The organism is Bradyrhizobium barranii subsp. barranii, assembly GCF_017565645.3.
In the GTDB taxonomy this organism is placed as follows: Bacteria; Pseudomonadota; Alphaproteobacteria; order Rhizobiales; family Xanthobacteraceae; genus Bradyrhizobium; species Bradyrhizobium barranii.
The window spans coordinates 2433720-2459718 of record NZ_CP086136.1 but is presented as its reverse complement, the minus strand read 5'-3'; the positions used below and the strand labels follow the sequence as shown (position 1 = coordinate 2459718).

The 25999-nt window shown below is 64.1% G+C and carries 31 protein-coding genes and 1 pseudogene; 14 read left to right on the top strand and 18 right to left on the bottom strand.

Features of this window, described 5'->3' with window-relative positions:
• Positions 1 to 734 precede the first annotated feature (734 nt).
• Positions 735 to 1196, top strand: coding sequence for a universal stress protein (locus J4G43_RS11975; protein WP_208084923.1), 462 nt, complete (start codon positions 735 to 737; stop codon positions 1194 to 1196).
• Positions 1197 to 1291: 95 nt separating this feature from the next.
• Positions 1292 to 1420 (top strand): hypothetical protein, encoded by a 129-nt coding sequence (locus J4G43_RS55280; protein ID WP_256376431.1) that lies wholly within the window; start codon positions 1292 to 1294, stop codon positions 1418 to 1420.
• Between the two features lie 66 nt (positions 1421 to 1486).
• On the opposite strand, the gene J4G43_RS11970 is transcribed toward J4G43_RS55280, so the two are convergent.
• The 7 genes from J4G43_RS11970 to J4G43_RS11940 all read right to left on the bottom strand — a co-directional run bounded on the left by J4G43_RS11970 (position 1487) and on the right by J4G43_RS11940 (position 6665).
• Complete coding sequence (locus J4G43_RS11970) at positions 1487 to 2053, bottom strand: DUF1697 domain-containing protein (protein WP_208084922.1); 567 nt, start codon at positions 2051 to 2053, stop codon at positions 1487 to 1489.
• Between the two features lie 170 nt (positions 2054 to 2223).
• The gene (locus J4G43_RS11965; RefSeq protein WP_208084921.1) at positions 2224 to 2496 is read right to left on the bottom strand and encodes a hypothetical protein; all 273 of its coding nucleotides are present in this window, start codon (positions 2494 to 2496) and stop codon (positions 2224 to 2226) included.
• 225 nt (positions 2497 to 2721) lie between these two features.
• Positions 2722 to 3851, bottom strand: a protein-coding gene (locus J4G43_RS11960) for an IS3-like element ISRj2 family transposase (RefSeq protein WP_129557670.1) whose coding sequence is annotated in 2 segments (ribosomal slippage) — positions 2722 to 3599 and positions 3599 to 3851 — 1131 coding nt in all. Because the reading frame shifts where the segments join, the coding sequence is not laid out codon by codon here.
• Between the two features lie 256 nt (positions 3852 to 4107).
• The gene (locus tag J4G43_RS11955; protein WP_085403284.1) at positions 4108 to 4374 is read right to left on the bottom strand and encodes a DUF3551 domain-containing protein; all 267 of its coding nucleotides are present in this window, start codon (positions 4372 to 4374) and stop codon (positions 4108 to 4110) included.
• A 252-nt stretch (positions 4375 to 4626) separates the two neighbouring features.
• Positions 4627 to 5136 (bottom strand): DUF2867 domain-containing protein, encoded by a 510-nt coding sequence (locus tag J4G43_RS11950; RefSeq protein WP_208084920.1) that lies wholly within the window; start codon positions 5134 to 5136, stop codon positions 4627 to 4629.
• Between the two features lie 309 nt (positions 5137 to 5445).
• Positions 5446 to 6336 carry a sigma-70 family RNA polymerase sigma factor gene (locus J4G43_RS11945; protein WP_208084919.1) on the bottom strand — a complete coding sequence of 297 codons (891 nt, stop codon included), beginning with the start codon at positions 6334 to 6336 and terminating at the stop codon, positions 5446 to 5448.
• A gap of 20 nt (positions 6337 to 6356) precedes the next feature.
• A complete protein-coding gene (locus J4G43_RS11940; protein ID WP_063986663.1) occupies positions 6357 to 6665 on the bottom strand; it encodes a hypothetical protein in 309 nt (102 codons plus the stop codon).
• Between the two features lie 233 nt (positions 6666 to 6898).
• On the opposite strand from J4G43_RS11940, the gene J4G43_RS11935 reads away from it, so the two are divergent.
• The 3 genes from J4G43_RS11935 to J4G43_RS11925 all read left to right on the top strand — a co-directional run bounded on the left by J4G43_RS11935 (position 6899) and on the right by J4G43_RS11925 (position 9677).
• Complete coding sequence (locus J4G43_RS11935; RefSeq protein ID WP_208084918.1) at positions 6899 to 8218, top strand: MFS transporter; 1320 nt, start codon at positions 6899 to 6901, stop codon at positions 8216 to 8218.
• A 197-nt stretch (positions 8219 to 8415) separates the two neighbouring features.
• A complete protein-coding gene (locus tag J4G43_RS11930) occupies positions 8416 to 9153 on the top strand; it encodes an SDR family oxidoreductase (protein ID WP_208084917.1) in 738 nt (245 codons plus the stop codon).
• A gap of 26 nt (positions 9154 to 9179) precedes the next feature.
• Positions 9180 to 9677: a DoxX family protein gene (locus J4G43_RS11925; RefSeq protein WP_225004807.1), complete on the top strand. Its 498-nt coding sequence runs from the start codon at positions 9180 to 9182 to the stop codon at positions 9675 to 9677.
• A 58-nt stretch (positions 9678 to 9735) separates the two neighbouring features.
• Here the strand turns inward: J4G43_RS11925 and J4G43_RS11920 are convergent, their stop codons facing one another.
• A complete protein-coding gene (locus tag J4G43_RS11920; RefSeq protein ID WP_208084916.1) occupies positions 9736 to 10404 on the bottom strand; it encodes a TetR/AcrR family transcriptional regulator in 669 nt (222 codons plus the stop codon).
• Positions 10405 to 10617: 213 nt separating this feature from the next.
• On the opposite strand from J4G43_RS11920, the gene J4G43_RS11915 reads away from it, so the two are divergent.
• The 6 genes from J4G43_RS11915 (at position 10618) to J4G43_RS11890 (ending at position 15606) form a co-directional block, all read left to right on the top strand.
• On the top strand, positions 10618 to 11451 hold the full coding sequence (locus J4G43_RS11915; protein ID WP_208084915.1) for a sugar phosphate isomerase/epimerase family protein: 834 nt from the start codon (positions 10618 to 10620) through the stop codon (positions 11449 to 11451).
• An 18-nt stretch (positions 11452 to 11469) separates the two neighbouring features.
• Positions 11470 to 12549: a Gfo/Idh/MocA family protein gene (locus J4G43_RS11910; RefSeq protein WP_208084914.1), complete on the top strand. Its 1080-nt coding sequence runs from the start codon at positions 11470 to 11472 to the stop codon at positions 12547 to 12549.
• Between the two features lie 99 nt (positions 12550 to 12648).
• Positions 12649 to 13317, top strand: a complete 669-nt coding sequence (locus J4G43_RS11905; protein ID WP_208084913.1) for an amino acid ABC transporter permease — start codon at positions 12649 to 12651, stop codon at positions 13315 to 13317.
• 9 nt (positions 13318 to 13326) lie between these two features.
• Complete coding sequence (locus J4G43_RS11900) at positions 13327 to 13956, top strand: amino acid ABC transporter permease (RefSeq protein WP_208084912.1); 630 nt, start codon at positions 13327 to 13329, stop codon at positions 13954 to 13956.
• Positions 13957 to 13978: 22 nt separating this feature from the next.
• A complete protein-coding gene (locus tag J4G43_RS11895; RefSeq protein WP_208084911.1) occupies positions 13979 to 14821 on the top strand; it encodes a transporter substrate-binding domain-containing protein in 843 nt (280 codons plus the stop codon).
• 26 nt (positions 14822 to 14847) lie between these two features.
• Positions 14848 to 15606 carry an amino acid ABC transporter ATP-binding protein gene (locus J4G43_RS11890; protein WP_321576346.1) on the top strand — a complete coding sequence of 253 codons (759 nt, stop codon included), beginning with the start codon at positions 14848 to 14850 and terminating at the stop codon, positions 15604 to 15606.
• 53 nt (positions 15607 to 15659) lie between these two features.
• Here the strand turns inward: J4G43_RS11890 and J4G43_RS11885 are convergent, their stop codons facing one another.
• The 7 genes and pseudogenes from J4G43_RS11885 to J4G43_RS11855 all read right to left on the bottom strand — a co-directional run bounded on the left by J4G43_RS11885 (position 15660) and on the right by J4G43_RS11855 (position 20472).
• Entirely contained in the window at positions 15660 to 16457 is a 798-nt protein-coding gene (locus J4G43_RS11885) for an adenylate/guanylate cyclase domain-containing protein (RefSeq protein WP_208084910.1), read from the bottom strand.
• Between the two features lie 89 nt (positions 16458 to 16546).
• Positions 16547 to 16759, bottom strand: coding sequence for a hypothetical protein (locus J4G43_RS11880; protein WP_014497603.1), 213 nt, complete (start codon positions 16757 to 16759; stop codon positions 16547 to 16549).
• A 1-nt stretch (position 16760) separates the two neighbouring features.
• Complete coding sequence (locus J4G43_RS11875) at positions 16761 to 16946, bottom strand: hypothetical protein (RefSeq protein ID WP_208089610.1); 186 nt, start codon at positions 16944 to 16946, stop codon at positions 16761 to 16763.
• Positions 16947 to 17025: 79 nt separating this feature from the next.
• On the bottom strand, positions 17026 to 17238 hold the full coding sequence (locus tag J4G43_RS11870) for a hypothetical protein (protein ID WP_208084909.1): 213 nt from the start codon (positions 17236 to 17238) through the stop codon (positions 17026 to 17028).
• Positions 17239 to 17943: 705 nt separating this feature from the next.
• Positions 17944 to 19138, bottom strand: a pseudogene (locus tag J4G43_RS11865) (adenylate/guanylate cyclase domain-containing protein).
• Between the two features lie 126 nt (positions 19139 to 19264).
• Positions 19265 to 19849, bottom strand: a complete 585-nt coding sequence (locus J4G43_RS11860; protein WP_208084908.1) for a HutD/Ves family protein — start codon at positions 19847 to 19849, stop codon at positions 19265 to 19267.
• 101 nt (positions 19850 to 19950) lie between these two features.
• On the bottom strand, positions 19951 to 20472 hold the full coding sequence (locus J4G43_RS11855) for a hypothetical protein (RefSeq protein ID WP_208084907.1): 522 nt from the start codon (positions 20470 to 20472) through the stop codon (positions 19951 to 19953).
• Positions 20473 to 21276: 804 nt separating this feature from the next.
• Between J4G43_RS11855 and J4G43_RS11850 the strand changes: the two genes are divergently transcribed.
• Positions 21277 to 21576 carry a hypothetical protein gene (locus tag J4G43_RS11850; protein ID WP_166082175.1) on the top strand — a complete coding sequence of 100 codons (300 nt, stop codon included), beginning with the start codon at positions 21277 to 21279 and terminating at the stop codon, positions 21574 to 21576.
• Positions 21577 to 21635: 59 nt separating this feature from the next.
• Here J4G43_RS11850 and J4G43_RS11845 read toward each other — a convergent pair whose 3' ends face one another.
• From J4G43_RS11845 to J4G43_RS11835, 3 genes are read right to left on the bottom strand one after another with little or no spacing between them, the layout of a single operon-like run.
• Positions 21636 to 22481 (bottom strand): SDR family NAD(P)-dependent oxidoreductase, encoded by an 846-nt coding sequence (locus J4G43_RS11845; RefSeq protein WP_208084906.1) that lies wholly within the window; start codon positions 22479 to 22481, stop codon positions 21636 to 21638.
• Position 22482: 1 nt separating this feature from the next.
• A complete protein-coding gene (locus tag J4G43_RS11840) occupies positions 22483 to 23043 on the bottom strand; it encodes a carboxymuconolactone decarboxylase family protein (protein WP_208084905.1) in 561 nt (186 codons plus the stop codon).
• Positions 23021 to 23719 (bottom strand): TetR/AcrR family transcriptional regulator, encoded by a 699-nt coding sequence (locus J4G43_RS11835; RefSeq protein WP_208084904.1) that lies wholly within the window; start codon positions 23717 to 23719, stop codon positions 23021 to 23023. Before J4G43_RS11835 ends, J4G43_RS11840 begins: the two co-directional genes overlap by 23 nt.
• Before the next feature lie 167 nt (positions 23720 to 23886).
• Here J4G43_RS11835 and J4G43_RS11830 point away from each other — a divergent pair, with 167 nt between their 5' ends.
• Complete coding sequence (locus J4G43_RS11830) at positions 23887 to 25098, top strand: ABC transporter substrate-binding protein (RefSeq protein WP_208084903.1); 1212 nt, start codon at positions 23887 to 23889, stop codon at positions 25096 to 25098.
• A gap of 4 nt (positions 25099 to 25102) precedes the next feature.
• Complete coding sequence (locus tag J4G43_RS11825) at positions 25103 to 25996, top strand: MBL fold metallo-hydrolase (RefSeq protein WP_208084902.1); 894 nt, start codon at positions 25103 to 25105, stop codon at positions 25994 to 25996.
• The last annotated feature ends 3 nt before the right edge of the window (positions 25997 to 25999 follow it).

The window sequence follows — 25999 nt, the reverse complement described above, 5'->3', positions numbered from 1 at the left end:
GTCTGCAATCTGCCGCTCAGTCGGCCGAAATGGCGTTAAACTGTGCGGCAAGTTGCGATGAAAATGACCAAGCTACTTTGAGCTTCGCACCGCGCGCCAATCCTTGCGAACGCCGGCAAGGTCGGATGCTCAGCATATCATCGGGTTATCCCCGTGGTCGCAAACTCCACCCGGTTGATCCGAGGGTACTGGCGCAAATGCGTGGTAGGCCGGCGTAGCGATCGATCGCTCGCCCTCGAAGCGAGAGCTCGCCCCCACGCCCTGCTCGGTGCGCCGATCGCCGGTGCGGTGCTCACGCGCCTGGAGCGGCGTGCTGAAGATTGCGGTGACGACCAGTCCGGTCAACAGGGCCTTGGACAGGACTGACGCGATGGGATTTTTGAATGGTGTCATCGTGGTGGTTCCTTTCGTTTGGGGGATCCCCCGCGAGGCAAGAGATCCGATCCCACCACCCTTAGACGTGCGTTGTCGCGCGCTTATTCCCAAGTCACAAAGTAGTTTCCGAGGCGCGTACAATCTTCTCGGACACGAGACAGAGCTCTACGCCGGATTCGGTTGCCTGCACCGAACGTGAATAAAAGTTTAGTTAGCCGAGAACCGGACGCGTCCACGCGGTGCGAGGCGAGCCTTGTTGAGGCTGTGACGGCGAGACCGAAAACGCGCATGGACCCACGGCGCGTATAAGACCATATTACCCAGGCATCACTTTGTTCGAAGAGCAAAGGATTGGTCGAATGTACGCCAACATTCTCTTGAGCACGGACGGATCGGACGTCGCGCGAAAAGGCGTTGAGCATGGCATTGCCCTGGCGAAGGCGTTGAACGCCAGGCTGACGATCATCACGGTGACGGAAGCGCTGCCGGTCGACTATGGGAGCGGACACGCCTCGGGATGGATTCCGACGCAGGAGGAGGTTGACAGCTATGACGCAGCCTGCAAAGCCCGTGCAGGCAAAGTGCTCGACGACGCGCGCGCCATGTCGGAGCAGATCGGCACGCCTGCGGAACTCCTGCACGTTCCGAATGCGCACCCGGCGACTGCGATCATTGCAACAGCAGAGTCGAGAGGCTGCGACTTGATCGTCATGGCCTCTCACGGGCGTCGCGGCCTCAGGAAGCTGTTTCTGGGCAGCCAGACATCCGAGGTCCTGGTGTACGGAAGCGTGCCGGTGCTGGTCGTGCCAAAACCGGCATAGTGCAGGGCTTACCCCACGCCACTTGGCTGTTCTGCTGGGCGAGCCCAACCGAAACAAGGCGCCAATCGACCGCTCTCACGCGGCAGGAGAATTTTATGGTCAGTGAAAAAGGCCCGAACATCAAAAAGAAGCAGAAATGCAAAAATTGCGAGGGCAAAGGCTTGCTCAAGAAGGGCGAGAAGGTGGTGAAGTGCCAGCGCTGCAAGGGCACGGGGGTGCGGTGATGTTGAGTTGATGACCGCTCTATTCCCGGGGGATTGCGATGACAGGGCACTTCCCAGCAATCGATTTTATTTTTGATCAGCCTGGCTGGATCGGGCCGAAGTCACGGCGTCACCGATTCGCCTTAGCGTATTCGTGTTGCGCAACGTGCCGACGCCCTTCAGGCGCCCCGCGCCTAACGCCGAAAGCAAACGCGATCGCGCTGGATCGCCCGTAAAATGGATCCAGAGATCGCCGCCGGCGACGGCTATTCGTTCATCGCTGATATAGCGTGCCAGGGCGTTTTCGCCGCCTTTCGGGATTGGACTGCGCATCACGCGAACAGCGACCCTTTGCGGATCGGCGGTCGCTTCGGCACGAAACGGGTTTGCGCGTAGCAGGCGTCGCCACGCGTCAGCGTTGCGGACGATGATTGCGACATGCTTGCCGAACCGCACGTTGAAGGCGGCTTCGAGATTTTCTTCCAACTCGGAAATCGACGCCTTGTCGCTGTCAAACGTCAGATTTCCCGTCGCGCCGATGGTTCTGGGGTCGTGGAGGCCGAGGCCTTGCGCCATGGCACGCAGCTCGGCCATCGCCAATCGCCGGCCGAGCGGGAGAACCACACTGTAAAGCAGGGCCACGTAGGTCGTCATCGTTGGATGGCTCTCGTTCTCGGTCGGCTATCCTGACCAGCTTTATCTTTCACAAGGTCAAATATCTTACGGGGTGCAGTCAAGCACTGTCACCGCAATAGCCCGCACCATGAAGCCACTGGTGTTCCGGCCGGCAACATCAAGCTTCGTGCACGCATTCCGGGCGATCATCACAGAAAGGTCGTGAGCTCATAAGCCAGCACGGCTCCGCCAAGACAGCGCCGCCATGGGTTCACCCCGCGGAAAATCTCGTCGAGGGCCCAAATGATGAGGCCGCCTTTGAACACGATGTCCAGGGCAATAGCGGCAGTGCCCGGCGGCTGCCAGACCCAGCGCAGAGCACCGGCCACGATGACGACCCGGAGAACGAGGTTGGGGACCTGGGCGATCGTGATGTCACCGGTTTCGCGATTCCGAAAGAACCATTGCAGGAACCTGGACATGATCGCGCTCGCCACTCCGATCGCGAGGTTACTCGAATACTCCGGTCAGCGCGATTGCGGCCGTCCCGATGTCTGCGATAGAGCTGGCCCCGGTTGTTTGGACAGCGCCCCGCTGGATTTAAGTGGATTCCTGCCGGGTTATGCTGAACGCGGGGCTTTACGGTTTTGTCGTTGCGTCGGGAGGGCGTAGCCCGACCAGAGCGACGACAAAACCGTCGGCGACGGTCATGCGGCCATCACCATAGCTTGCGTGCCGAAGTAAGCCTCGTCGGGCGTGCGCCCGTCAAGGCTCGAGTGAGGGCGTCCCTGATTGTAGAAGGCCAGATACTTGGCAATTGACGCTCGCGCCTCGGACACGCTGTCGTAGGCGCGGAGATAAACTTCTTCGTATTTGACCGTGCGCCAGAGCCGCTCGACAAACACGTTGTCGCGCCAGGCGCCCTTGCCGTCCATGCTGATGGCGATCTTCGCGTCCAGCAGCACATCGGTGAACTCGAGGCTGGTGAACTGGCTGCCCTGATCCGTGTTGAAAATCTCGGGCCTGCCGTGCTTCGCCAACGCCTCCTGGACCGCTTCGACGCAGAAGGCCGCCTCCATTGTGATCGAGACGCGATGGGCCAGGACCCGTCGGCTGAACACATCGACGACCGCCGCGAGATAGACGAAGCCACGCCGCATCGGAATGTAGGTGATGTCCATTGCCCACGCATGGTCGGGCCGCTCGATCTTCAATCCGCGCAACAGGTACGGGTAGATCTTGTGACCCGGAGCCGGCTTGCTCGTGTTCGGGCGACGATAGACCGCCTCGATCCCCATGCGCTTCATCAGCGTCGCGATGTGGCGGCGACCGGCGTATACGCCCTCCCGCCGCAGCAACGATCGCAGCATACGCGCTCCCGCGAAGGGATAATCGAGATGCAGCTCATCGAGCCGACGCATCAAGGCAAGGTCCTCGGCCGAAACTGGCCGAGGTTCATAGTAGACCGTGCTGCGAGCCAGCTTCAGGACCTTCGCCTGGCGCACGATAGAAAGATCATGATCGCGGTCGATCATCGCTTTGCGCTCAGCAGGCCCGCCTTGGTGAGCGCGCCGGACAAAAAATCGTTTTCCAACGCCAGCTCGCCGATCTTGGCATGTAACGCCTTCAAATCGACCGGCGTCTCGGCCGATGTCTTGTCATGCCCAAACACGCCGGCGGCGCCTTCCAGGAGCTGGTTTTTCCAGATCGTGATCTGGTTCGGATGAACATCAAACAGCTGCGCCAGCTCCGCCAGTGTCTTGTCGCCTTTGACCGCAGCCAAAGCAACCTTCGCCTTGAATGCCGGAGAATGCGTCCGGCGGCTCTTCTTCGTCATCTTCGCTCCTGATTCGCAGCAAGAATCCTCGCCGCTGTCAGGCAGAAAATCCACTCAAGCTACTGTCCGAATTTGCGGGGCCAGCTCTGATCGAGGGCCGCATCAGGGCTTTCGCGATTTCGGGAGATGACGACGACAATGCTGGATTGCATGCCATCGACGGGCCGGCCGTGCGTCCCGACGCATTGCGGCTGCTTCTGTGGAGCAGCCACATCGAACAAGGGCGCCGTCGCCGGCGCCCTTCATCGCTTGCCGCTCAATCCCGGCTGCGATGCAGCACGTGCCGTTGCTGCTGCGGCGCGTAGGCCCGCATCGGGTTGATACCGCAGCTCTCGTTGGTGCCGCTCGCGGTGGCACGGCACTGCTCATAGGTGGAAAACTCGCAATTGCCGGGGTAGCCCGATTGGCGGCCCTGCAGGCAATAATTGTCCTGCACCTCGGTTGCGGACGCGGCGGTAGAGGATGCCGCGACGGTCAGGGTGGAAACCGCCGCAAGGACGGCGATGGCAAGATGACGATGCATGAGGGAACTCCTGTGTAGCGCTCGCTGGATGCGAGAACTCTCGTGAGCTAACGTTTCAGATCTCGAATACTTTGCAGGCGGAGAGATTAAATCGCTGTTATGTGCCACAGGGGCGGCACGCCCGTGCTCCGCTCCACCACGCACTCCGCACCATCGACAACGCAGGGTGCGTGACGAAAATCCCTGATGGTGGCGGGCTTGTCGCCGACCCAGCACGTACCGAATTTGGTCCAGCCGGCTGGCCGCGCGACCTTACAGTTCAGCTGGCCAGCCCGATCGCTCGGCTCGACGCAAAGACGACTTTACGATCAGGCGATGGAAGGGTGCGATTCCCGCGATATAGGCTCGCCCTCCCAAATGATTGAAGGTCACGACCGTTGTGGCGACAAGTCGGCGGCACAGAGCGGACTCTTCAACCAAAACGGACAAACGGAAGTCGAGATGGCGATCGTCCTCGCCAAGAATAATCTCATGACGACGCCGATCGTAGACCCGAAACAAATCGATCCTGTCGGTCGCAACGTCACCGCGCAATTCAGACGATGTCTTAAGACCAAACCCCGCGACCAAAGTGTCCCTTAGAGCCACTAGCCAGCCGACCCACCGCGCCTGACCCATAAGCATATGGGTGGCGAGACGCTCGGCGTCGCCCGTCGCATGGCTCGGCAGATCGATCGCGAATGCGTCAGCGAAGCCCGCTTTGGCGTAGAGCGGCTTGAGCACCGAACGTTGCGGCAAATCCACTCGAGCAACGCGCGCCATAGATGTTCCGCCCGGACTGAATGGAAGCGAAGAGGTGGTGGAGACCCATAGCACCCGCGGGGCTCTCCAACAAGCGGCGAGGCCACCGGGCAGGTCGGTGCCCCCTTCCCGCTCACTGAAGCGCAGACCACGCTGCCGGCCACGCGAATAGGTGCCAAGCGGATTACAGTGACAGTGCACTCCATGCCTCTGGCCGCTTTCATGGGCTCGAAGGCTTGTGGATTAAAGTCCACCCACAATAGCCGGCGAAGGTGAATGGCGCTCAACCTTGTTCCCGTTCGGGTGCGGCGGATGGGTCGCTACGTACACTCACCCTCCATCCACCACGCACTCCGCACCATCGATAACGTAGGCTGCGTGACGAAAATCCCTGATGGTGGCGAGCTTGTCGGCGGACCAGTTCAACAGCATGAAATATTTCGGCCGCCCGCTCGGCTCGTTCGGATCGAACACCAGGATCGCGGGACGTCCGTCGACCTGCCCCGTCACCAGGTGCCAGTCGCTGATCTTCGAATAATTGCCGAAATAGCGCGACACCTCGGCCTTGCCGTTCAGCCTGGTGCGGTTGACGAGTTCGAGCCTGACGTCATCGGCGATCATGGCGCGGATCGCGTCGAAGTCGCGGGCATTGAAATGGCCGACATAGGCGTTGAGCCGCGTGCGATCGGCTTCCGACAGGCCCGGCTGCGGCACATCGTCAGGCTCCTCGGCGAACTCACGCAGCTGCGTGCGCCCACGATGCAGCGCGGCCTTCACCGCCGGCAGGCTGAAATCCATGATGTCGCAGACCTCGGCAAGCGAGCAGCCGAGCACGTCCATCAGGATCACGCTGGACCGCTGCGCCACCGGCAGCCGCATGAAGGTGCGCAGGCTGGTCGCAGCGATCTGGCGGCTTTCCACATCATCGAGCTGGTCGGCGATCATTTCCACCTCCTCAGCCGAATGCAGCGCCTCTTGCCGGTTGCGGCGACGCAGAAAATCGAGCGCGGTGTTGTGCGCGATGCGGAACAGCCAGCCCTCCGTATTGACGACGGGCGTGACCGATTGCAGCGCTCCCATCGCCTTGATCAGCGCATCCTGCAGCACGTCCTCACCGTCGATGACCGAGCCGACCATGCGCGCGCAGTAGCGATGCAGCTTCGGCCGCAACCGCGCCAGCAGCGCCTCGATATCGATGGTGGCCAGTGGCTCCGGCGCCATTGTTCCTCCGCCTCGCCTGGTCAGGACTCGTCCAGCATACGGTAGTTGCCGACGATCCTCACATCACGAACCAGCGGCGGCTCGGCGCAGCGGTCGCGGATGCCGTCCTGGAACGCCTGAAACGCCCTCAGTTTCGGGATCGGGCTCGAGCCGTCCTCGGCCGCGGCCTCGACCAGATGGATGAAGGTATCGTCCTCCAGCCGCAGCGTCAGATAGCGCACGCCGTCCGGCCCGGCCGCCTTCAATTCCGCAAATACGGCCGAAACCAGCTCGGCGTTCCTGTCGGCCAGCTCCGGCTTGGCCTTGTACCTGATCAACGTCCTTTTCATCGCGCGCTCCTTGCTCATGTCGCGACCTCCCGCATGGCTTTCCCAGACAACCGGTGCCCCGCTTTTCCGGATCAAGCTCGCGTCAATGGCCGCGTCACCCCCAAGGACGTTTGGCGACCGGCGAAGGATGCGGCCCGGAAAAAATTATTCCGGCCGCATCCTTTGCCCCTCCGGCCTCGTCTAGCCGGCAGAACGCCCCGCGACAGGGTGGCGCAACACACGGAGAGAGGGCGATGCAGACCCCGACCAATCGCGCCGAGAAGAACTGGGTGCTTGGCGTCACCGCGCTGGCATCCTTCATGATGGCGCTGGACGCCATGATCATTACGACGGCATTCGCGACCATCCGCGCCGAATTCGGCAGCCCGGTCGAGACGCTGCAATGGACCGTCAACGCCTTCAACCTGACCTTCGCCGTGCTGCTCCTGACCGGTGCCGCGCTCGGCGACCGCTTCGGTCGCCGCCGCATGTTCGCGACCGGGATCGCCCTGTTCGTCGTTGCGTCGGCGGCATGTGCGCTCGCCGGCAATGCGACCGCGCTGATCGCCGCCCGCGCGCTCGGCATTTTCGCCAGCATCACCGGCTGCGCGCTGATCATCGGCCCCGCCATCGGCGGCTTCATCACCGAACATTTCGGCTGGCGCTGGGTCTTCTGGATCAACCTGCCGATCGGCCTGATCGCGATCGCCCTGGTGCTGGCACGCTTGCGCGAAAGCTTCGGACCGGCTGCCGCATTGGACATCGCCGGACTGGCTCTCGTCGCCCTCGCGGCGCTGGCGCTGGTCTGGAGCCTGTTGCGCGGCAACGCCGTGGGGTGGGCGAGCGCCGAGGTCATGGGCACGCTGATGTCAGGCCTGGTATTCACAGCCGGCTTCGTGCTCTGGGAATTGCGCGCGGCCGCGCCGATGGTGCCGATGCGGCTGTTCGCATCGCGCGCCCTCGCCTCCGGCATGTCCGCAAGCGTCCTGTTCTACGCCGCGATGTATGGCGTCTTGTTCCTGCTGCCGCAGTTCCTGCAGACCACGCTGGGCTTCGACGCCTTCGGCGCCGGACTTCGCCTGCTGCCCTGGACCGCAACGCTGTTCGTCACCGCCCCGATCGCCGGCGCGGTCGTCAACAGGTTCGGCGAGCGGCCGCTGGTGGTGACGGGATTGCTGATGCAGGCGATCGGCCTTGGCTGGATCGCGGAGATCGTGAGCCCCACGGTTGCCTACTCCGCTATGGTCGCACCGCTGGTGCTGGCCGGCGTCGGCGTCTCGATGGCGATGCCGGCAGCGCAGAACGCAGTCCTGAGCTCGGTCGCGGTGGCCGAAATGGGCAAGGTGTCCGGCATCTTCAACATGGGCCGCTTCCTCGGCGGCATGTTCGGCATCGCAGCGCTGGTGGCGAACTTCTCGGCCAACGGCGGGGCCTACTCGGCCGCGCATTTCGAGAGCGGATTTGCCGCGGCGATGCGCCTCGCCGCAATGCTGTCGTTGGTCGGCGCGATTGCGGGGCTTTTCCTGCCGGCACGGCGACGGACCGCCAGTGCAGCCGCGCCACAGGATGCGTGACGCTGACACAGGCACGGGGCTGCAGTGACGTTGAGGTGGTGACCTCCCTCATGCCAAGGTAAGGGCCGCCAAGCCGTCAGCGGCGGATACCGTACCATTCACTGTTCGTCCCACCCGAACAGTGAAGCCAATTCCAGCGGGATTATCCAGCCAACCTCCCTGCCTATTATCTCCCCATCAAACAGGGAGCCCCCACCATGACCACCCAGCACCCACGCACAGCCATCGTCACCGGCAGCTCGAAGGGCATCGGCGCGGCGGTCGCCGAGCGGCTGGCGCGGGACGGCCTCGCCGTCGTCGTCAACTATGCGAGCGGCGCTGCGCCGGCCGAGGCGCTGGTGGCGAAGATAAAGGCCGCCGGCGGAGCGGCGATTGCGGTCAAGGCCGACATCAGCAAGTTGGCCGACGTCCGCGCGCTGTTCGACGCGGCCGAGACGGCGTTCGGCGGCGTCGACGTGCTCGTCAACAATGCCGGGATCATGAAGGTCGCCCCATTGGCCCAGACCACCGACGAGGTGTGGGACCAGACCATCGCGATCAACCTCACCGGCACCTTCTATGCGCTGCGTGAAGCGGCGAAGCGGCTGCGCGAGGGCGGCCGGATCGTCAATTTCTCGACGAGCGTGGTCGGGCTCTATCAGCCGACCTATGCGGCTTACGCCGCGACCAAGGCCGGCATCGAGGCGATCACCCACATCCTCGCGAAGGAGCTGGGCGTGAGGCGGATCACGGTCAACGCGATCGCGCCGGGCCCTGTCAACACCGAGCTGTTCCACAACGCCAACCAGCACGACATCTCGCCGATCATCGACCGCACGCCTCTGCATCGTCTCGGCGAACCCGACGACATCGCGCGCGCGATCTCGTTCCTGGTCGGGCCCGACGGTGGCTGGATCAACGGCCAGATCCTGCGCGCCAATGGCGGCATCATCTGAAGCCGCATCGTCTGGAGATCATGACCATGAGCGATGCGATCACGGGCGGGTCCCCACGGCGCAGCCCCGCGTCCCTGCTGTTGCCTGGCTTGCGAAATTTCTACGAGATCGCCAATCCCGTTTCCTATGCGTTTCTGCGCGTTGCCTTCGGATTGATCCTGTTCACGCACGGCTTGCCGAAATTGCTCGGCGAGTCCCACGGCGCCATGGCCAATCCGTTCGCGAGCTCCATCAATTTCATCACCAATTCATTGCATTTTCCGGCCCCGGTGGCGTTCGGCTATTTCGTGATGCTGCTGGAAACCATCGGGGCCATCATGCTCGCCGCAGGGCTGTTCACCCGCCTCGTCGCGCCGATGGTCGCCGTGCAGATGGCGATGATCTGCCTGATCCATTATCCCAAATGGGCCTGGATCGATCGCGGCATGGAGTACCCGTTCCTGATGGGCCTCGTCGCCCTGCACATGTCGTTTCGGGGCGGCGGGCAATTCTCGGCGGACCGCTTGATCGGACGGGAGCTTTGAAGGCGCGCCAAACGGCCCTGCCCGCTCCGGCCGCGCGAGATCTTCACGCCGCCGCCGTTCAATCCCCCCGCACACAACGCCACAGCAGATCGGCGATCTCGGCGCGGCGCTGCGCCCTCGCCTTTGGCGAGGACATGTCGAAGGCGAATTGCACCTCGAACGTGTGACGGTTAGCGACCGCGAAGAAGCTCAGCGCATTCAGCGTCATGTGCAGCTCGACCGGATCGATGCCGGGCCGGATCGCGCCGCGGGCCGCGCCGCGCTCCAGCACCTTGGCAATCTGGCTGATGCTCGGCTGCGTCATCTCCTTCAGCCTGCGGCTGATGGCCATGTGCCGTCCGCGATGGATGTTCTCGATGCTGACGAGGCGAACGAATTGCGGATGGGCCTGGTGGAAATCGAAGGTGAATTCGGCAAGCCGGCGGATCGCGGCCTCCGGCTCCAGCGCCTCGAGATGCAGATCCTCCTCGGCGGCGCGCATCTCGGCATAGGCCATCTCCAGCACCGCTGTGAACAGCTCTTCCTTCGAGTTGAAGTAGTAGAAGATCAGCCGCTTGGTGATGTTGGCGCGGGCGGCGATCGCGTCGGTGTTGCCGCCGGACAAGCCGTTCTCGGCGAACTCCTCGAAGGCGATGTCGAGGATCTCCTGCCGCGTCCGCTCGCGGTCGCGCCGCTTGATCGGCACCGGCTTCGCCGCCCGCACGGGCTGCTTCTTCACACCTGGCATCTGGCCCTTCGGTCCTTCACGGCGGCCGGTCGCGGCATCGCCCTCCCTCCATAGCGCAATCGCGGGCCCTTGACATCAATTATCCCATTGGGTAATTATCAATTAACCTGTGGATTAATTAGAAGGAAGGAGACACATGCGCCTGATCGGCGACCGCCGCGGCAGCTCCCGACCACAGCGACTGCCGCGATTGTCCGCGCGGGGGAGCAGGCCATGACCGCGCTCGGCCTCGCCCATCTCACCGCGTTGGAGCTTGCACCCACGGCGCTGGTTGCCGAGGCGGCGCGGGCCGGGTTTGCCACCGTCGCGCTACGCTTCATCCCGGCGACCAGCGACGGGCCGGCCTATCCGACGCAGGTCGGCACCGAGGCCCACCGAGCGCTGAAGCGCGTGCTTGACGGCGAGGGCGTGCGGGTCAGCGACGTCGAGCTGGTCCAGCTCAAACCCACCATCGACATCTCCTCGCTCGCAGGCTGTCTCGAAGCCGGCGCCGATCTCGGCGCCACAGCGATCATCGCTTCGGGCGACGATCCGGATCGGTCCCAGCTCACCGCGCGTTTCGCTGAGCTCTGCCAGCTCGCCGCGTCGTTCGGACTGCGCGTCGACCTCGAATTCATGCGCTGGCGCGCGATCGGCACCCTGGCGCAGGCCGCGGCGGTCATCCGCGACGCAGGCCAGACCAACGGCTCCATCCTGGTCGACGCGTTGCACCTGGCGCGCTCCGGCGGCCGTGCCGCCGACCTGATCCCGCTTCCCGACCATTGGCTTCGCGCCGCGCAACTCTGCGATGCCGCCGCCGAAACGCCGGCAACGGACACGGCCATCATCGCCGAGGCGCGCGCGGGACGGCTGCCGCCCGGCGACGGTGCTCTGCCCCTCGGCGCACTGCTGGAGGCGCTGCCCGCCGACACCGCCCTCAGCGTCGAGATGCCGTTGCCGGCGCTCGACGCGAGAGAGCGGATCGCCACGGCGTTCAACGCAACCAGGAACTTGCTCGAAGGCCAAGCCCGCGGCGCCAGACGCCGCGACTGTCACGGCCGGGCCTAAACCAACGGAATGCACGAGATGACGAAAATCAGGATTGGCGTGATCGGCGCGGGATTGATCGGGCGCAAGCATCTGCGCAAGCTGGCCGAGCATGGCGACTACGAGCTCGCCGGCATCGCCGACGTCAACGCCAAGCAGGTCGCAGCCGAGCAGCCCGGCGCACGCGTCTTCGCGGATTACCGGAAGCTGCTCGACGAGGCGCGGCCCGAGGCCGTGATCATCGCGTCGCCCAATCAGCTCCACGCCGAGAACGGCATCGCATGCGCGCGGGCCGGCATCCATATCCTGATCGAAAAGCCGGTCACCGATACGCTCGAGACCGCCGCCGGCCTGATCGCGGAGGTCCGCAAGGCCGGCATCCGGTCGCTGGTCGGGCATCACCGCCGCCATCATAGGCAGGTGAAGGCGCTCAAGGCGCTGCTTGGCGAGGGCCGTATCGACGATGTCGTCGGCGTCTCGGCGATCTGGGCCACGCACAAGCCGGCGGATTATTTCAAGACGGCGCCCTGGCGGTCGCAGGCCGGTGGCGGGCCGATCCTGATCAATCTGATCCACGAGATCGACTTCCTGCGCTTTGCGGTCGGCGAGATCATCGCCGTGGAGGCCATCGCCGCGAACCGGCAGCGCGGCTTCGCGGTCGAGGATACCGCCGCCGCACTGCTCGAGTTCGAGAACGGCGCGCTCGGCACGTTCTTCCTCAGCGACTGCGCGGTGACGCCCTGGACGATGGAGCAGGGTCTCGGCGAGGCGCCGGAGTTTCCGTTCAGCGGACAGAGCAGCTACCGTCTGATGGGCCGCCGCGGCGCGATCGAATTCCCAAGTCTCGATCAATGGACGCAGGCGGGCGGCGCGCAGGACTGGAACAGGCCGATCCAGGCGCAGGCCAATCACGCGGCGTCGATCGATCCTTACGTCGCCCAGCTCGATCATTTCCGCGATGTGGTCCGGGGCGTGACGCCGTCGCTGCAACCGGTCGAGGACGGCGCGCGAAGCCTGCTAGTGACGCTCGCGATTGCAGAGGCCGCGATGGCGCGACGGCGCATCGACCTGCGCGAGCGCTACGCGGCGCTCGGTCAAGGCGGGCAGGCGACGACCTAGAGCACGGCTTTCACCGCCGTCGGACAGACGCGAACGGGCCAAGCCACGCCAAGAGGGCGGCCCGGCCACGCCAAGAGGGCGGCCGGAGGGAGGAGCGAGGTGAACTACAAGTTCGATTTCGGACCCGTGATCGAGGGCCTGCCGGAGCTGCTCTGGGGCTGTGCCGGCACGCTCGGCCTGGCGCTGTCGGGCATGGTGCTGGCGCTGATCATCGGGATCGGCGGCGTGCTGCTGCGCGATTCCCGGCTCGCGCCGCTGCGCTGGCTCGTCATCGCGTTCGTCGAGGCAATCCGCAACACGCCATTCCTCGGCCAGATCTACTTCGTCTTCTTCGCGCTGCCGATTGTCGGCATCCGCCTCGATCCCACGCTGACCGCGATCATCGCGCTCGGCGTCAACGGCGGCGCCTATGCGATCGAGATTATCCGCGGCGGCGTGCAGTCGATCAACAAGGGGCAGGTCGAGGCGGGACTGGCGCTCGGCCTGAGCCGGACCCTGATCTTCCGCCTGATCGTCCTGAAGCCGGCGCTGCGCGCGATTTTTCCGTCGCTGACCAGCCAGTTCATCATGCTGACACTGACGACGAGCATCGCATCGGCGATCTCGGCCTATGAGCTGACCTCGGTCGGACAGGCGATCGAGACCAACACGTTCCGCAGCTTCGAGGCCTATGGCGTCGTCACGCTGCTCTATCTCGCGATGTCGTGGATGCTGATGCAGATGTTCGCGCGGATCAACGCGCGCTTCCTGCTCTATCCCGTGAAGTGAGGGCGGCGCATGGACAAGAACCAGTTCCTGTTCCTGCTCGGCGGCCTGAAATGGACGCTGGCGCTGTCCGCGCTCGGCTCGGTCGCTGGCCTCGGCGTCGCGCTGGCGCGCACGTCGGGCCGGCGCTGGCTCGAACGCGGCGCGGCCGCCTACATCGCGCTGTTCCAGGGCACGCCGCTGCTGATGCAGCTGTTCGTCGTCTATTACGGGCTCGCGCTCGCAGGGCTGAAGCTCGATCCCTGGGTCTCCGTCTCGATCGGCTTCACCCTGCATGCCGGCGCCTTCCTCGGCGAGATCTGGCGCGGCTCGATCGAAGCCGTGCCGCGCGGCCAGGTCGAGGCCGCCAAGGCGCTCAGCCTCAATTATATCGACCGGATGAAGGACGTCGTGCTGCCGCAGGCGATCCGTATTTCGCTGCCCGCGACGATCGGGTTCCTGGTGCAGCTGATCAAAGGCACCTCGCTTGCCGCCATCATCGGCTTCACCGAGCTGATGCGCGCCGGGACCATCGTCTCCAACCAGAACTTCAAGCCGCTGCTCGTGCTCGGCCTGGTCTGCGCGCTCTATTTTGCGCTGTGCTGGCCGCTTTCGCTCTATGGCGCCTGGCTGGAGCGGCGGCTCGTCACCGCGGCACGATGATGAATTCAACACAGAGGAGGGAATGATGACCAAAAAGACAATCCAGTTCAATCGCCGCCACATGCTGGCGCTCGGCGCCGCCGCGATCGCCTCGCCGTTCGTGCTGTCGCGCGCCGCCTACGCGGTGACGCCTTCGGAGATCAAGGCGCGCGGCAAGGTGCTGATCGGCATCCAGGGCGACAATCCGCCCTGGGGGTTCGTCAATTCCACGGGCAAGCAGGAGGGCCTCGATGCCGACCTCTCCGAGCTGTTTGCGAAGGAGCTCGGCGTATCCGCCGAATTCACGCCGCTGGCCGTCGCCAATCGCATCCCGGCGCTGACGTCGGGGCGCGTCGACATCCTGTTTGCGACCATGGCGATGCTGCCGGAGCGCGCCAAGGCGGTGCAATTCTCAAAGCCCTATGGCGCCAACATCATCACCTTCATCGCGCCGAAGGAGATGGAGATCAAATCGCCGGCCGACATGGGCAAATACGTCATCGGCGTCGCGCGCGGCAGCGTGCAGGACACCGACGTGACCAAGGCGGCGCCGCCCGGCACCACCATCCGCCGCTTCGACGGCGATGCGCCGACCATGCAGGCGCTGCTGTCCGGGCAGGTGCAGGCGGTCGGCGGCAACATCTTCTACGTTCCGCGCCTCAACGAATCCAAACCCGGCGCTTACGAGAACAAGCTCGAATTCACCAAGCTGTATAACGGCGCCTGCACGCGGCTCGGCGAGAAGGAGATCAACGCTTTCGTCAACGGCTTCATCGACAAGATCATCGCCAGCGGCGAGTGGGCCAGGATCTATCCGAAATGGATGAACAACCCGCTGCCGGCTTTCCCCGACAGCATTCCCGGCATCCCCTTCACCGTCAGCTGAGGGAGAGTGCCATGTCGGTCACAGCCATGCCGGTCGCAGCCACGGCGGACACGATGATCGCGATGCGCGGTGTCAACAAATGGTACGGCACCTACCAGGTGCTCACCGACATCAACCTGGCGGTCCGTGCGAGCGAAAAGATCGTTCTGTGCGGGCCGTCCGGATCGGGCAAATCCACCCTGATCCGCTGCATCAATGCGCTCGAGAGCTACCAGAAGGGCGAGATCGTCGTCGACGGCGTCCATCTCGGCAGCCAAGGCAGGGCCGTCGATGCGGTGCGCCGCGAGGTCGGCATGGTGTTCCAGCAATTCAACCTGTTCCCGCACATGACGGTGCTGGAGAACTGCACGCTGGCGCCGATCCGCTCTCGCGGCATTCCGCGCCCGGCGGCCGAGGAGACCGCGCGGCGGCTGCTCGACCGTGTGAAAATCCTCAACCAGGCGGCCAAATACCCGGCGCAATTGTCCGGCGGTCAGCAGCAGCGCGCGGCGATCGCGCGGGCGCTCTGCATGGAACCGAAGGTGATGCTGTTCGACGAGCCGACCTCGGCGCTCGACCCGGAAATGGTCAAGGAGGTGCTCGACACCATGATCGGACTTGCGACCGACGGCATGACCATGATCTGCGTCACCCATGAAATGGGCTTCGCCCGGCAGGTCGCCGACCGCGTGATCTTCATGGCGGAGGGACGGATCGTCGAGGAGGCGGAGCCGGAAATCTTCTTCAGGGCCCCGCAGCACGAGCGCACCAAAAAATTCCTCGGCGAGATTCTGCCGCATCATTGAAGCCGTGCCGGCGCAGCGCGAAGGCGGTCCGGTGTCCACCCTTGCGAACCCCCTCACGCCTCCACCCGATACAGCCTCCACCGCTCCGGCACACCCTTGAGCTGGTGCATGCCGTGATCCCTGAAGCTGATGGTCGATTGTGCCTTCAGCAAATCCTTGACCGCGCTCGAGACCAAGACTTCGCCGGCCCGCGCTTTCGCGGCGACGCGGGTGCCGATGTGGAAGGCGAGACCGACCATTTCGCCGCCGCTGATCGTGTACTCGCCCGCATGCAGGCCGACCCTGATCTCTAGCCCCAGCGTGCGCACGGCCTTCTGGATCGCGGTCGCGCAGCTGATCCCGGCAGCCGGCGCCTTGAACGTCGCCAGCACGCCGTCGCCCGTCGTCACGACTTCCTTTCCGCGCGAGCTCTTCAGCTCCTTGCGGACGGCTGCGTAATAGTGGCCCATCACCTTGGTCCAGCGCGCATCGCCGAGCTTCGCGGCCTTGGCGGTGGAGCCGACGATATCGACGATCAGGATGGTGGCGAGCGCCCGCTTGAGATCGGTGCCGCGCTCGGCGGGGCGACGCCGGAGCGCGATAGCTCCGACCAGCGGCTCATAGCGATGGCTGCGACGCCGCGCGATCGCAGCCTTTGCGTAATCCTGGGCACGCTGCGCCGTGCCGCATCGAACTGTCTTCTCCTGCGGCGAGCGCGTCCAGTAGACCTTGCGCCCGGCACCGGTGCCTTGGACCTCCACGCCGCCCCACTTCAGGAAAACCGCCGAGCCGACGCGCCTGACACACCACGCCTTCGACGTGTATCCCGATACGTTCGACTGATGGACTCCGATGCGAAGGAATTTTGGCATGAACGCGCGGCCAGTCGAAGGAACGTTTGGGCGGATCTGCGACCAACGTATTCGCACATGCCTGCATTGGCAACAGGGCTCCTCGCACCCTACGCTCCCCTGCGAGCCTCCTGCTTGCCGATCGAGCAGCGCCACGCCGCGAGACGTTCGGCTGGATGCTGCGCCATCCATTCGGCGAGCTGCGGCGCTCCCATCAGACAGGACTGCATCGTCACGTCAGCGAAATCCGAGGTCGTGACGATCTGCTCGTGGCAATCTGTCGGCGACGAGAGGCTGCAGAGCACGGCAATGATCTTGATCATGTCACGAGAGCTCCTTCGACGTACTCGGGCTCTGCGTCGCCGCCCGAGTGGTCGACCGCGGCTCGACGGGCCGTTCACCGTCGGGATCGGCCGGCGGAAACACGGCGTCATAGTTAGCGCGCGCTTCGCGGATCAGCCGCGCACGCTCGCGCTCGGCTCTTGTGACCAGTCGAACAACTTCGCCCATATCGGCTCCACGGGGTGGCAAGAGAGGAAACTGACCAGACGGCCCTGATTGGGCGACCGGCTCACCGCGCAACCCGCAATCACGGGTACGATTCGTATCGCGCGCCGGCCGAACGCGCCGATGACCTCGCCGCATCGACGCTTGATGCCTTTTCGGCGCGCCGCTGATAGTCATTGGCCAGCATCTCGAGACGGGTCGCGACCACGATGTCCGTCATGGTCCGGGCCGCGCGCAGCAGGCTCTGCGCCGTCTCGAGATATTCCTTTCCTCGTCGTGACATCTGCATGGTCATAGGCGCCTCGCGCGGTTTTCTGAAAACATGTCGACAACCGACGGAAATCGACCGAACCAGTCGCGCTCACCCTGCCGGCGCGTCGCCAAACGTTCGACGCACTTTTTCGAGCAAAGGGGCTTTCGCCAAGAGTAGTAGCGGACCAGGCCAAACTTGCCGTCGCACGCGGCACAGCGAGCGGTTCGACTTCCAGAAACTTGGGAACAGTTTGGCATTGACGTCTCCTCTTGTGGTCGCGTCCGATGTGTCGATCACCTTTTCTGTTGCATCGAGGCAGCCGCATCGACTGTCCTCGACCAAATCTTGCGGCACCAATCGCAACGCCGCCAGTGAAGCCAACCTAGGCGTCCTGCGCGAACATATCTTTCAACAACGCGTCCGATATTGCCCATAAGCACGACTTCCGTCGCGCGCAGGGGACGTACCCCGACAATTGCGCGTTTGCGCGATCGCCCGATTCCGGAACTGGATCGACGTCACAGCGACGCACGCATGCACCGTTAGTCACGGCATCATCGAGGCCATGACGGGCGGCGATGGCGACCGTCGTTCGGAGATGCCGGGGTGTGCGGGACGATGGCAAGCTGGCCGTGGCCGATGAGGATCAGGATTTCTCCGCCGTGCCGCGCAATCGGTGGCGCGCGGGTCATCGGCAATCCTACGTCAGCGAGATTTCAACCGGACGGCCGCGGCGAGCAGCCCGCCTCAGCCGTGAAACGCAAACAGCTCGATCGGATCGCTGAAGCCGCGCACCTCGTATTTGCCGACATGCTCGAGCTCGAACTCCCGCTCGACCAGCTCGGCGAAGGCGCGCGAGAGCAGCACCGGTCGTCCCAGCTGCTTGGTCAGGGCTTCGAGACGGGAGGCCATGTTGACGGCGGGACCGATGACGGTGAAGTCGAGCCGGCTGGACGATCCGATATTGCCGTACATGACGTCGCCGACATGGACGCCGATGCCGTAGTTCAGCGGCGCGCGGCCGGTCCCAGTTGTTCCGTTCGTTCAGCGCGGCCATAGCCTGCCGGGCTTCAGTCACGGCGCGCAGCAGGTTTGCGCAGGCGCCGGGCCCGCTGAGCGGGAAAATGGCGAGCAGGCCGTCGCCGATGAATTTCAGGATTTCGCCGCCGTGCCGCGCGATCGGCTCTGACATCGCGTCAAAGTAGTCGTTGAGGAGATCGATGACGTCGTCGCGCGGCCAGTTGTCCGAGATCTTCGTGAAGTCACGGAGGTCGCAGATCATGATCGCGGCACGCACCGTCGTGCCGGTGCCGCGCCGCGTGGCCCCGGCCAGGATGAGCTCGCCGGCATGGGAGCCGACATAGGTCTCGAGCAGCGTTCGCGCCAGGCGGTTCTTGACGCGGATCTCGCTGACCAGCGCCAGCACCGGCAGCACGTTCTTGAGCGCAACTAGATGCGCGCCGTCGAAGCCGCCGGGGCGATCGGTCGCGAAGGTGACGAGATGGCGCTTGCCGAGTGTGTGGTGGAGCGGCCAGGCGACGTAGTCGGTCAGACCTTTCGCGCGCATCTCGTCATAGACCGCGTGCCTGCGGCCGAGCGACGGATCGCCTTCGAGGTTCTCGCGGAGTTCGCTCGCACCGTCCAGCATTTCGCTGACAGGGCTGCCGATGAACTCGGATCGCTCGAGCACATCGAAGTCGACCCGCGAGATCTTCGCCTCGCGCATGCCATCCAACCACATAAAGGCGGCGCCGAGCCATTGCGGATGCTGGATCCGGACGTGCATCGTCGACCGCTTGAGCGGAATGCCCGCCTGCTGGAGGCGGATGCACATCTCGGCAAAGATGTTGTCGACGAAGCGCTCGCCGCTCGTGCCGTTGGTCAGCCAGTCGACGACGCCGTCGGATAGCGTGGTGGGGCGATTTTGGTCTGGCGCGGTCATATCCTGCCCGTTCGTATCGTGGCTTGCGCGGCGGTCCGCATGATCAGGGCAGATATCGTGTTCCGGCGCCGCGGCGTCAACCTAGCCATGTGCATGGATTGTGCGCATCCGCCGGGCGATTGCCATCTAGCCGACGAGCTGAATCGAGCCCAGTACCGCCAGCCCTGAGACGAGTCCCAATCTGGACGCCTGGGTCTGCTCGACCTTCAGCGTGCTGCCGTCGGGGATGACAATATCCTCGCCATTGAGACGAATGCTGCAATCGCCGGAAACCGCGTAAACCAGGTGCGTGCCGGCGGACAATGGCCGCTCGCCGGGTTCCCTGAGTGCCAGCAGCTCGATCTCCGCCGCGCCGCGCCGGGCCATCAGGTTGACGACCTCGACGGGACCCGCCTCGAGCTCGGTCACGATCTCCATCTCGCCAGTGAAGCGCACCGTCGTAAAAGGTTCACGCTCGTCAAAATCCTGCGTGGGCGACTTCAGCACCAGCCCGCGCCCGCCGACGACCATCTGCAGGCGGTCGATGCCGGGCATGTAGGAGAAGGGACCGGGCGCCACGATCGGCGTCGAGGCAAAGCGCCAGAGCAGGCTGTCCCAATCCTTCGCCGGCGCGTCGGCGCGATGGGCATCCGCGATATCGGTGAAGATGCCGCCACCGTTCTTCCAGGGCGAGCGGGTGTAGTCTTCGGACTTCAGCAGCGTGGTTTTCATGTCTTGAATTTATCCGGGAAGGCATGTGGCCGAGATCGCCCGCGCATCATGCGCGGGTTGGGCCGGCTTTGCCAACCGGTTTCACCAGCGATGAATTGCCGTCACGCCTTGGCGTCGAGGTTCAGCCTGGTGCTCAGCTCGTTGACGAGCGAATCCACGAACTGGTTCTGATAGGCCGAGATGCCGTTGAAATAGACCGGGCCGCCGGACTGCACCAGCAGGCCGCCGCCGGACACTTCGGCATCCTTGGCACCGCTCTCGGATTGGGTATCGAGCTTGCCCATGGCGTCGTCGAGCTGCGCGGCGGTCTTGTCGTCCATCTCGCCATTGGCCTGAAGCGAGGCGAGCAAGGCCTGGTAGGCACTGCCGAGATCGGCTCCCGTCCCCGTCTCGGCCGTCGCCGAGAACGTGCCGTTGGTCTTGCCGCTGTAGCTCTTGTAGGTCAGCGTCTCCGTGGTGGTGCCGTCGCCGTTGGTTCGATTGTCGAGCAACAGCTCGAACGCGTTGCCATAGGCGCCCGTCGTCAGCATGTTCGGATCGTTCGGATTCTTGTTCTTGCTCGCGCTTGTCTTGTCGGAGCCTGCGGTCCAGTTCGGCGGGACGGTGTAGCTGACGTTGGTCACGGCTTCATTCCTGTGATCATTGCGCGGAAACATTCAGCAATTTTTGTGCCAGCGAAGGCGCAGTTGATTTCCGTCGGCCTTCCTTGCCGTAGCGCGTGGAATTCGCACGACGCTGCAAAAATTGCCCGGCAGTTTCATCCCGTCGCGCGATTGTGCGGCGCTCGCGCCTCAGTTCGTAGCCCGGATGAAGCGCAACGCAATGCCGGGGCAGCTCGCGCGATGAGGCTGTGCTCCCGGATGACGCTTCGCTCCATCGGGCTTCGCGCGCCTCACTCTTTGTCAGGGCATTGTCGGCCGTCAGCCTTCATGGCCGCACCAAAAGCCTTGCTGTCGAACTTGCCTATCTTCTCGGTGACGGATTTGACGAGATTTGGGGGGACGGATCGCTTCCCCTTGCCCCCGCCGGCGGCAATTTAGGTCAGAAATCTACCCCTTTTGGGTACCTTGCACGAAGCTTGAAGCGCCGCATAATACAGACACTTATCCAAAGGTAACCCGCTCGCGCTTCGGCCAGGCAATTGCGTAACGCGCTCCTCTCAGTGAGAATTGCAATGCCCGTGTTGGACTTGCCGTACTGGTTGATCATTGCAGGCTCCGCGTTGGTATTGGGCGGGCTCATTGGCTTAGGGGTCAGCCGCAACAGGCGGGTTGAGAGCGATCCCATTCTGCTCCCGGGCGATTTGACGGCATGGAGAGACGAGGGATCAGAGACCTCGGACCTTGCGGCTATCCGGGATTCGCACAGGTAGGCACTGACGGCTTGGGCCCGTGGCCCATTCTGCGGAGCAAACTCTGGAGAGAGACATGACCCTGCACTTTACGCGCGTCGAGACTCCGGTGCATGAACTTGAAATCTGGATGGCGTGCAGCAGCGGATTTTCGTTTGTGATCAGTAACGAAAGCCGCACCGGTCCTGGCCTTCACGGAAAGCCGGGCCTGGTTGCCTCATGGCGCCCCGTTGAAGAAAACAAGTCCGCAATCAAGCTTGGCGGCTCCCCCTTCAGTACCTTCGCCGAGGCCGAGAAGGCCTGCGAGGCGCTCCTGGAGGCACTTGAGCAGATGAGCGAATCGCAAACTCCGACGACTGCGGTGACGCCGCAATAAAGAGAGACCTCGGCTTCGTCGGGGCATCGAATTCCGCGCCGCCGGATTGTGCTGGCGCTTTACATCCCGCTCAGGCCGCTATCGACCGCGAGCGTCTGTGCGGTGACATAGACGCTTTCGTCCGACAGGAAGAACAACACGGCGTAGGCAATTTCCCATGCGGTGGCCTGCCGGCCGAAGGGGACGTGGCCCTTGCCGCGGCTGGGGCGGCCGGCGCCGGCTTCGCGGCCGTTGGGGGTGTCGACGAGGCCGGGATAGACGAGATTGGCGCGGATGCCGCGGCGCGATCCGAGATGGGCGATGTTGCGCATCAGGCCGCCGAGCGCGGCTTTTGAAGAATCATACGCCGCCATCTGCGATCCCGCTTTCAGCGCGGCGATCGAGGAGATGAAGACGATGGCGCCGCCATTGTCGAATTTCGGCATCGCTGCGCGGCAACAGAGCATGGGACCGCGAACGTTGACGTCGTAGATCCTGTTCCACTCCTCGGGGCTGACGGCATCGAGCCCCGTCTTGCCGAAAGTGCCGATGTTCAGCACCATGCCGTCAAGGCCGCCCATCGCGCGATGCGCCTCCTCGATCATGCGCTGGACGTCAGGCTCCGACGTGACGTCGGCAGTGATGGCAAAGCCCTCGCCGCCTTCGTCGGTGATGTGCTTGACGGTCTGTTGTGCGGACGTCCGGTTGAGATCTGCCACCGCCACCTTCGCGCCCTCACGTGCGCACAAAATGCTCATGGCGCGGCCATTGCCGATTGGATCGGTGGCGGCGTCGAACACGCGCTGGCCGCCGCCGACGATCAGGATACGGCGTCCCTTCAGGCGTCCCCTGCCCGGCGCTTCGCCCAATGACTCCGCGCTTGGTGGACGGACGTAACGCTCCGGCTTGCTATCGGTTTCCGCCATCTCAGCCGCCCGACTTCTTGCCGCCGTCATAGACCTTCATGCCGGCCGCGGGATCGAGATCGGTTTCGGTTGCCTCGGTCAGGCGCGCCATCATCATATAGAAGCCGAGCGCGACGATGGCTTCGACGATCTCCTGATCGCTGAAGTGTTTTCGCGCGGCAGCGAAGGTCGCCTCGGGCACGCGAACATTCTCGACCACCTCGCGGCCGAACTTCAGCAACGCGCGCTCAGCATCGCTTAAGCCGGCGGCATCGTAGTCAGCCCGCTCCACCGCATCGATCTGTCCTTGCGTGCAGCCGACCCCGATCGCGATCGGCACGTGCTGGCGCCATTCATAGGCGCCGCCCTCGAGCTGGGCGGCCTGCAAGATCAAAAGCTCGCGGTTGACGGCTGAGAGCTTCTGCTTGTGCAGGATCGAATTGCCGAGCCGCATCGCCGGGATCATGTTGGCCTCGGCATGGGCCATCATGCGGAAGATGTTGAGCTTGACCGGCATGCGGTCGAACGAGGCGCGGATATCGCCGCTCGTCGTCTCCGGATCAATCAGGGGCAGCCTTGCCACGCGTTTCTCCCTTGGGTTTTCGTTTCTTGTTGTCTTCGCCATTGCCCGCCGCGATCAGCGACAGGAAAAAGGCGAGATAGCGGTCGATCGCCTCGATCACCTTCGGCCGCGGCGAAGGTGCTGCGCCCATCACGTAATGCTCGAGGCGGATGTAGATCAGGCCGGCCGCGAACAGCCGCGCGGTCTCGCGCGGATCGGGTGTCGTGACCAGGCCGGCGAGCGCAAAACCGCGAAAGTAATCCGTCATCATACTCTGCTCGCGCGCGTAAAAATGGTCGGCGAATTTGGCGCGGATGCCGGGCACGCGGTTACGTTCGGCGGTGATGACTTTCTGGAATTGGTGCTCGCGCGGGTCGGACCATTGCTCGACGAGATCAAGCGCGAACTGCCGGCAGAACGCGGCGGGCTGGCGCGCCAGCTGCCTGTAGCGCGGCTCTTTCAACCGGCTCGCCGAACTGGCGGGGCCGTGCTCGGCCACGATCGCTTCGAGGATCGCGGCCTTGCCGGAGAAATGGTTGTAGAGGCTGCTCTCGCGGATGCCGACGCGGCGCGCAAGCTCGCGCATCGAGGCGCCGCCATAGCCGCTCTGCGCGAACAGATTGAGCGCTTCGCTGAGGATGCGCTCGCGGGTCGTGGGCGCAGCCGCTTCCGCCGCGCTGGAGGTGTGGACAGCCATGTGGCTTGACTAACGAACGAACGTTCGCTAGTCAATAGCACGAACGATCGTTCGTTTCGCCAATTTGGCGGCGACGGTCGCGGCCCGCAAGTCCGCTTCGGGCGCTGTTCTCGCGTTTCAACTCCGCTCCAATGAGAGGCGGAGAGCAATTTTGGGGAGACGACCTCATGGCGCGCTTTGCCCGCCTTCGCCTTCGTGCGGCCTGCATCCTGTTGCCGCTGCTCGCAGCCAGTGCCGTTCAGGCCCAAAGCGCGAAATACGATCCCGGCGCCGACGACAAGACCATCAAGATCGGCACCACCGCGCCGCTGAGCGGGCCGGTGTCCGCCTTCGCGCAGATCGCCAAATCGGCGGAGGCCTATTTCCGCAAGGTGAACGACGACGGCGGCGTCAACGGCCGGCGCATCCAGATGATCATCGCCGATGATGCCTACAGCCCGCCGAAGACGGTGGAGCAGACCCGGCGGCTGGTCGAGAGCGAGGAGGTGCTGCTGATCTTCGGCGGCGTCGGCACGCCGACCAACAGCGCCGTGCACAAATATCTCAACGACCGCAAGGTGCCGCAGCTCTTCCTGGGCTCTGGCGCCGCGAAGTGGGACGATCCCAAGAACTTTCCGTGGACCGTTGGCTGGCAGCCGACCTATCGCGACGAGGCGATCGCCTACGCCAAATATATTAAGGCGAGCCACGCCAATGCGAAGATCGGCGTGCTCTACCAGAACGACGACCTCGGCAAGGACTATCTGAAGGCGCTGGAGGAAGGGCTCGGCAGCGGCGAGACGATCGTTGCGCGCGCGGCTTACGAGACCTCGGCGCCGACGGTCGATATGCAAATCCTGCAGCTCAAGACCGCAGGCGCAGAAATCGTGCTGGTGGCGGCAACGCCAAAATTCGCGGCGCAGGCGATCCGCAAGATCGGCGAGATCGGCTGGAAGCCTGTCACCATCATCTCCAACGTCTCGGCCTCGATCAGCGGCGTGCTGGAGCCGGCCGGCAAGGACAATTCCACCGGCGTGATCTCCAGCCAGTACCTGAAGGATGCGACCGACCCGACCTCGAAGGACGACGCGGGCTATAAGGAATGGCTGGCGTTCATGGACAAGTACCTGCCCGACGCCAACAAGAGCGACTGGCTCAATGTCTACGGCTACACCATCGCGCAGACGCTGGTGACGGTGCTGAAGGCGTCCGGAAACGACCTCACCCGTGCCAATGTGATGAAGCAGGCCACGACGCTCAAGGACGTAAAGCTCCCGATGCTGATCAACGGCACCGCGGTGAACAATTCGCCCGAGCACTACACGCCGATGACGAGCCTCCAGCTCATCCGCTTCGACGGCACGCGCTGGGTGCCGTTCGGCGATCTCCTGAAGAACTGAGCCCATGCGGCAGGTCAGGATCGGCAGCATGCGGATCGATCTCGTCAGCGAGATCCCTTCGCTTGCCTTCGAGAAGACCTGGCTGTTCGCCAACGTCACCGACGCGGTGATCGCGGAGAACCGGAGCTGGCTCGATCACCGCTATATCGAACCGGAGACCGGACGCTTCATCCTCAGCCACCACTCCTATCTCGTGCGCACGCCGCGCTGGACCGCCATCGTCGACACCTGCTGCGGCAATCACAAGCCGCGGCCGCGCGTGCCGGTGTGGGACAACCTCAACCGGCCTTATCTCGACAACATGCAGGCGCTGGGCGTTGCGCCTGAAGAGGTCGACTTCGTGATGTGCACGCATCTGCATGTCGACCACGTCGGCTGGAACACGCGCCTCGTGGACGGCCGCTGGGTGCCGACCTTCCCCAATGCGCGCTATCTGATGGGGCGCGCCGAATATCGACACTTCGAAGCCACGCACAATGCGGCACCGAAGAACCCCGTGAACCACGGCTCGTTCGAGGATTCCGTGCTGCCGGTGGTCGCGGCGGGCCTCGCCGAGTTCGTCGAGACCGATCATCGCCTGTTCGCCGATCGCGACGCAGGCTTGCGCTTCGCGCCGGCACCGGGCCATACCGCCGGCAACATGCAGATCCACCTCAATGGCGGCCACGATCACGCGGTGATGTCCGGCGACGTCATCCACCATCCCATCCAGTGCGCCGCGCCGTGGTTGTCGAATGCCGCCGACGTCGATCCGGCCGCGGCGGTCGCGACGCGGATGGTGCTGCTGGAAGAGCTCGCGGACACGTCGAGCTATCTTCTCACCGGCCATTTTCCGGCGCCGACCGCCGGGCGCGTGATCCGGCACGGCGACGCCTACAGATTTCGTTTCGAGGATTAGGGG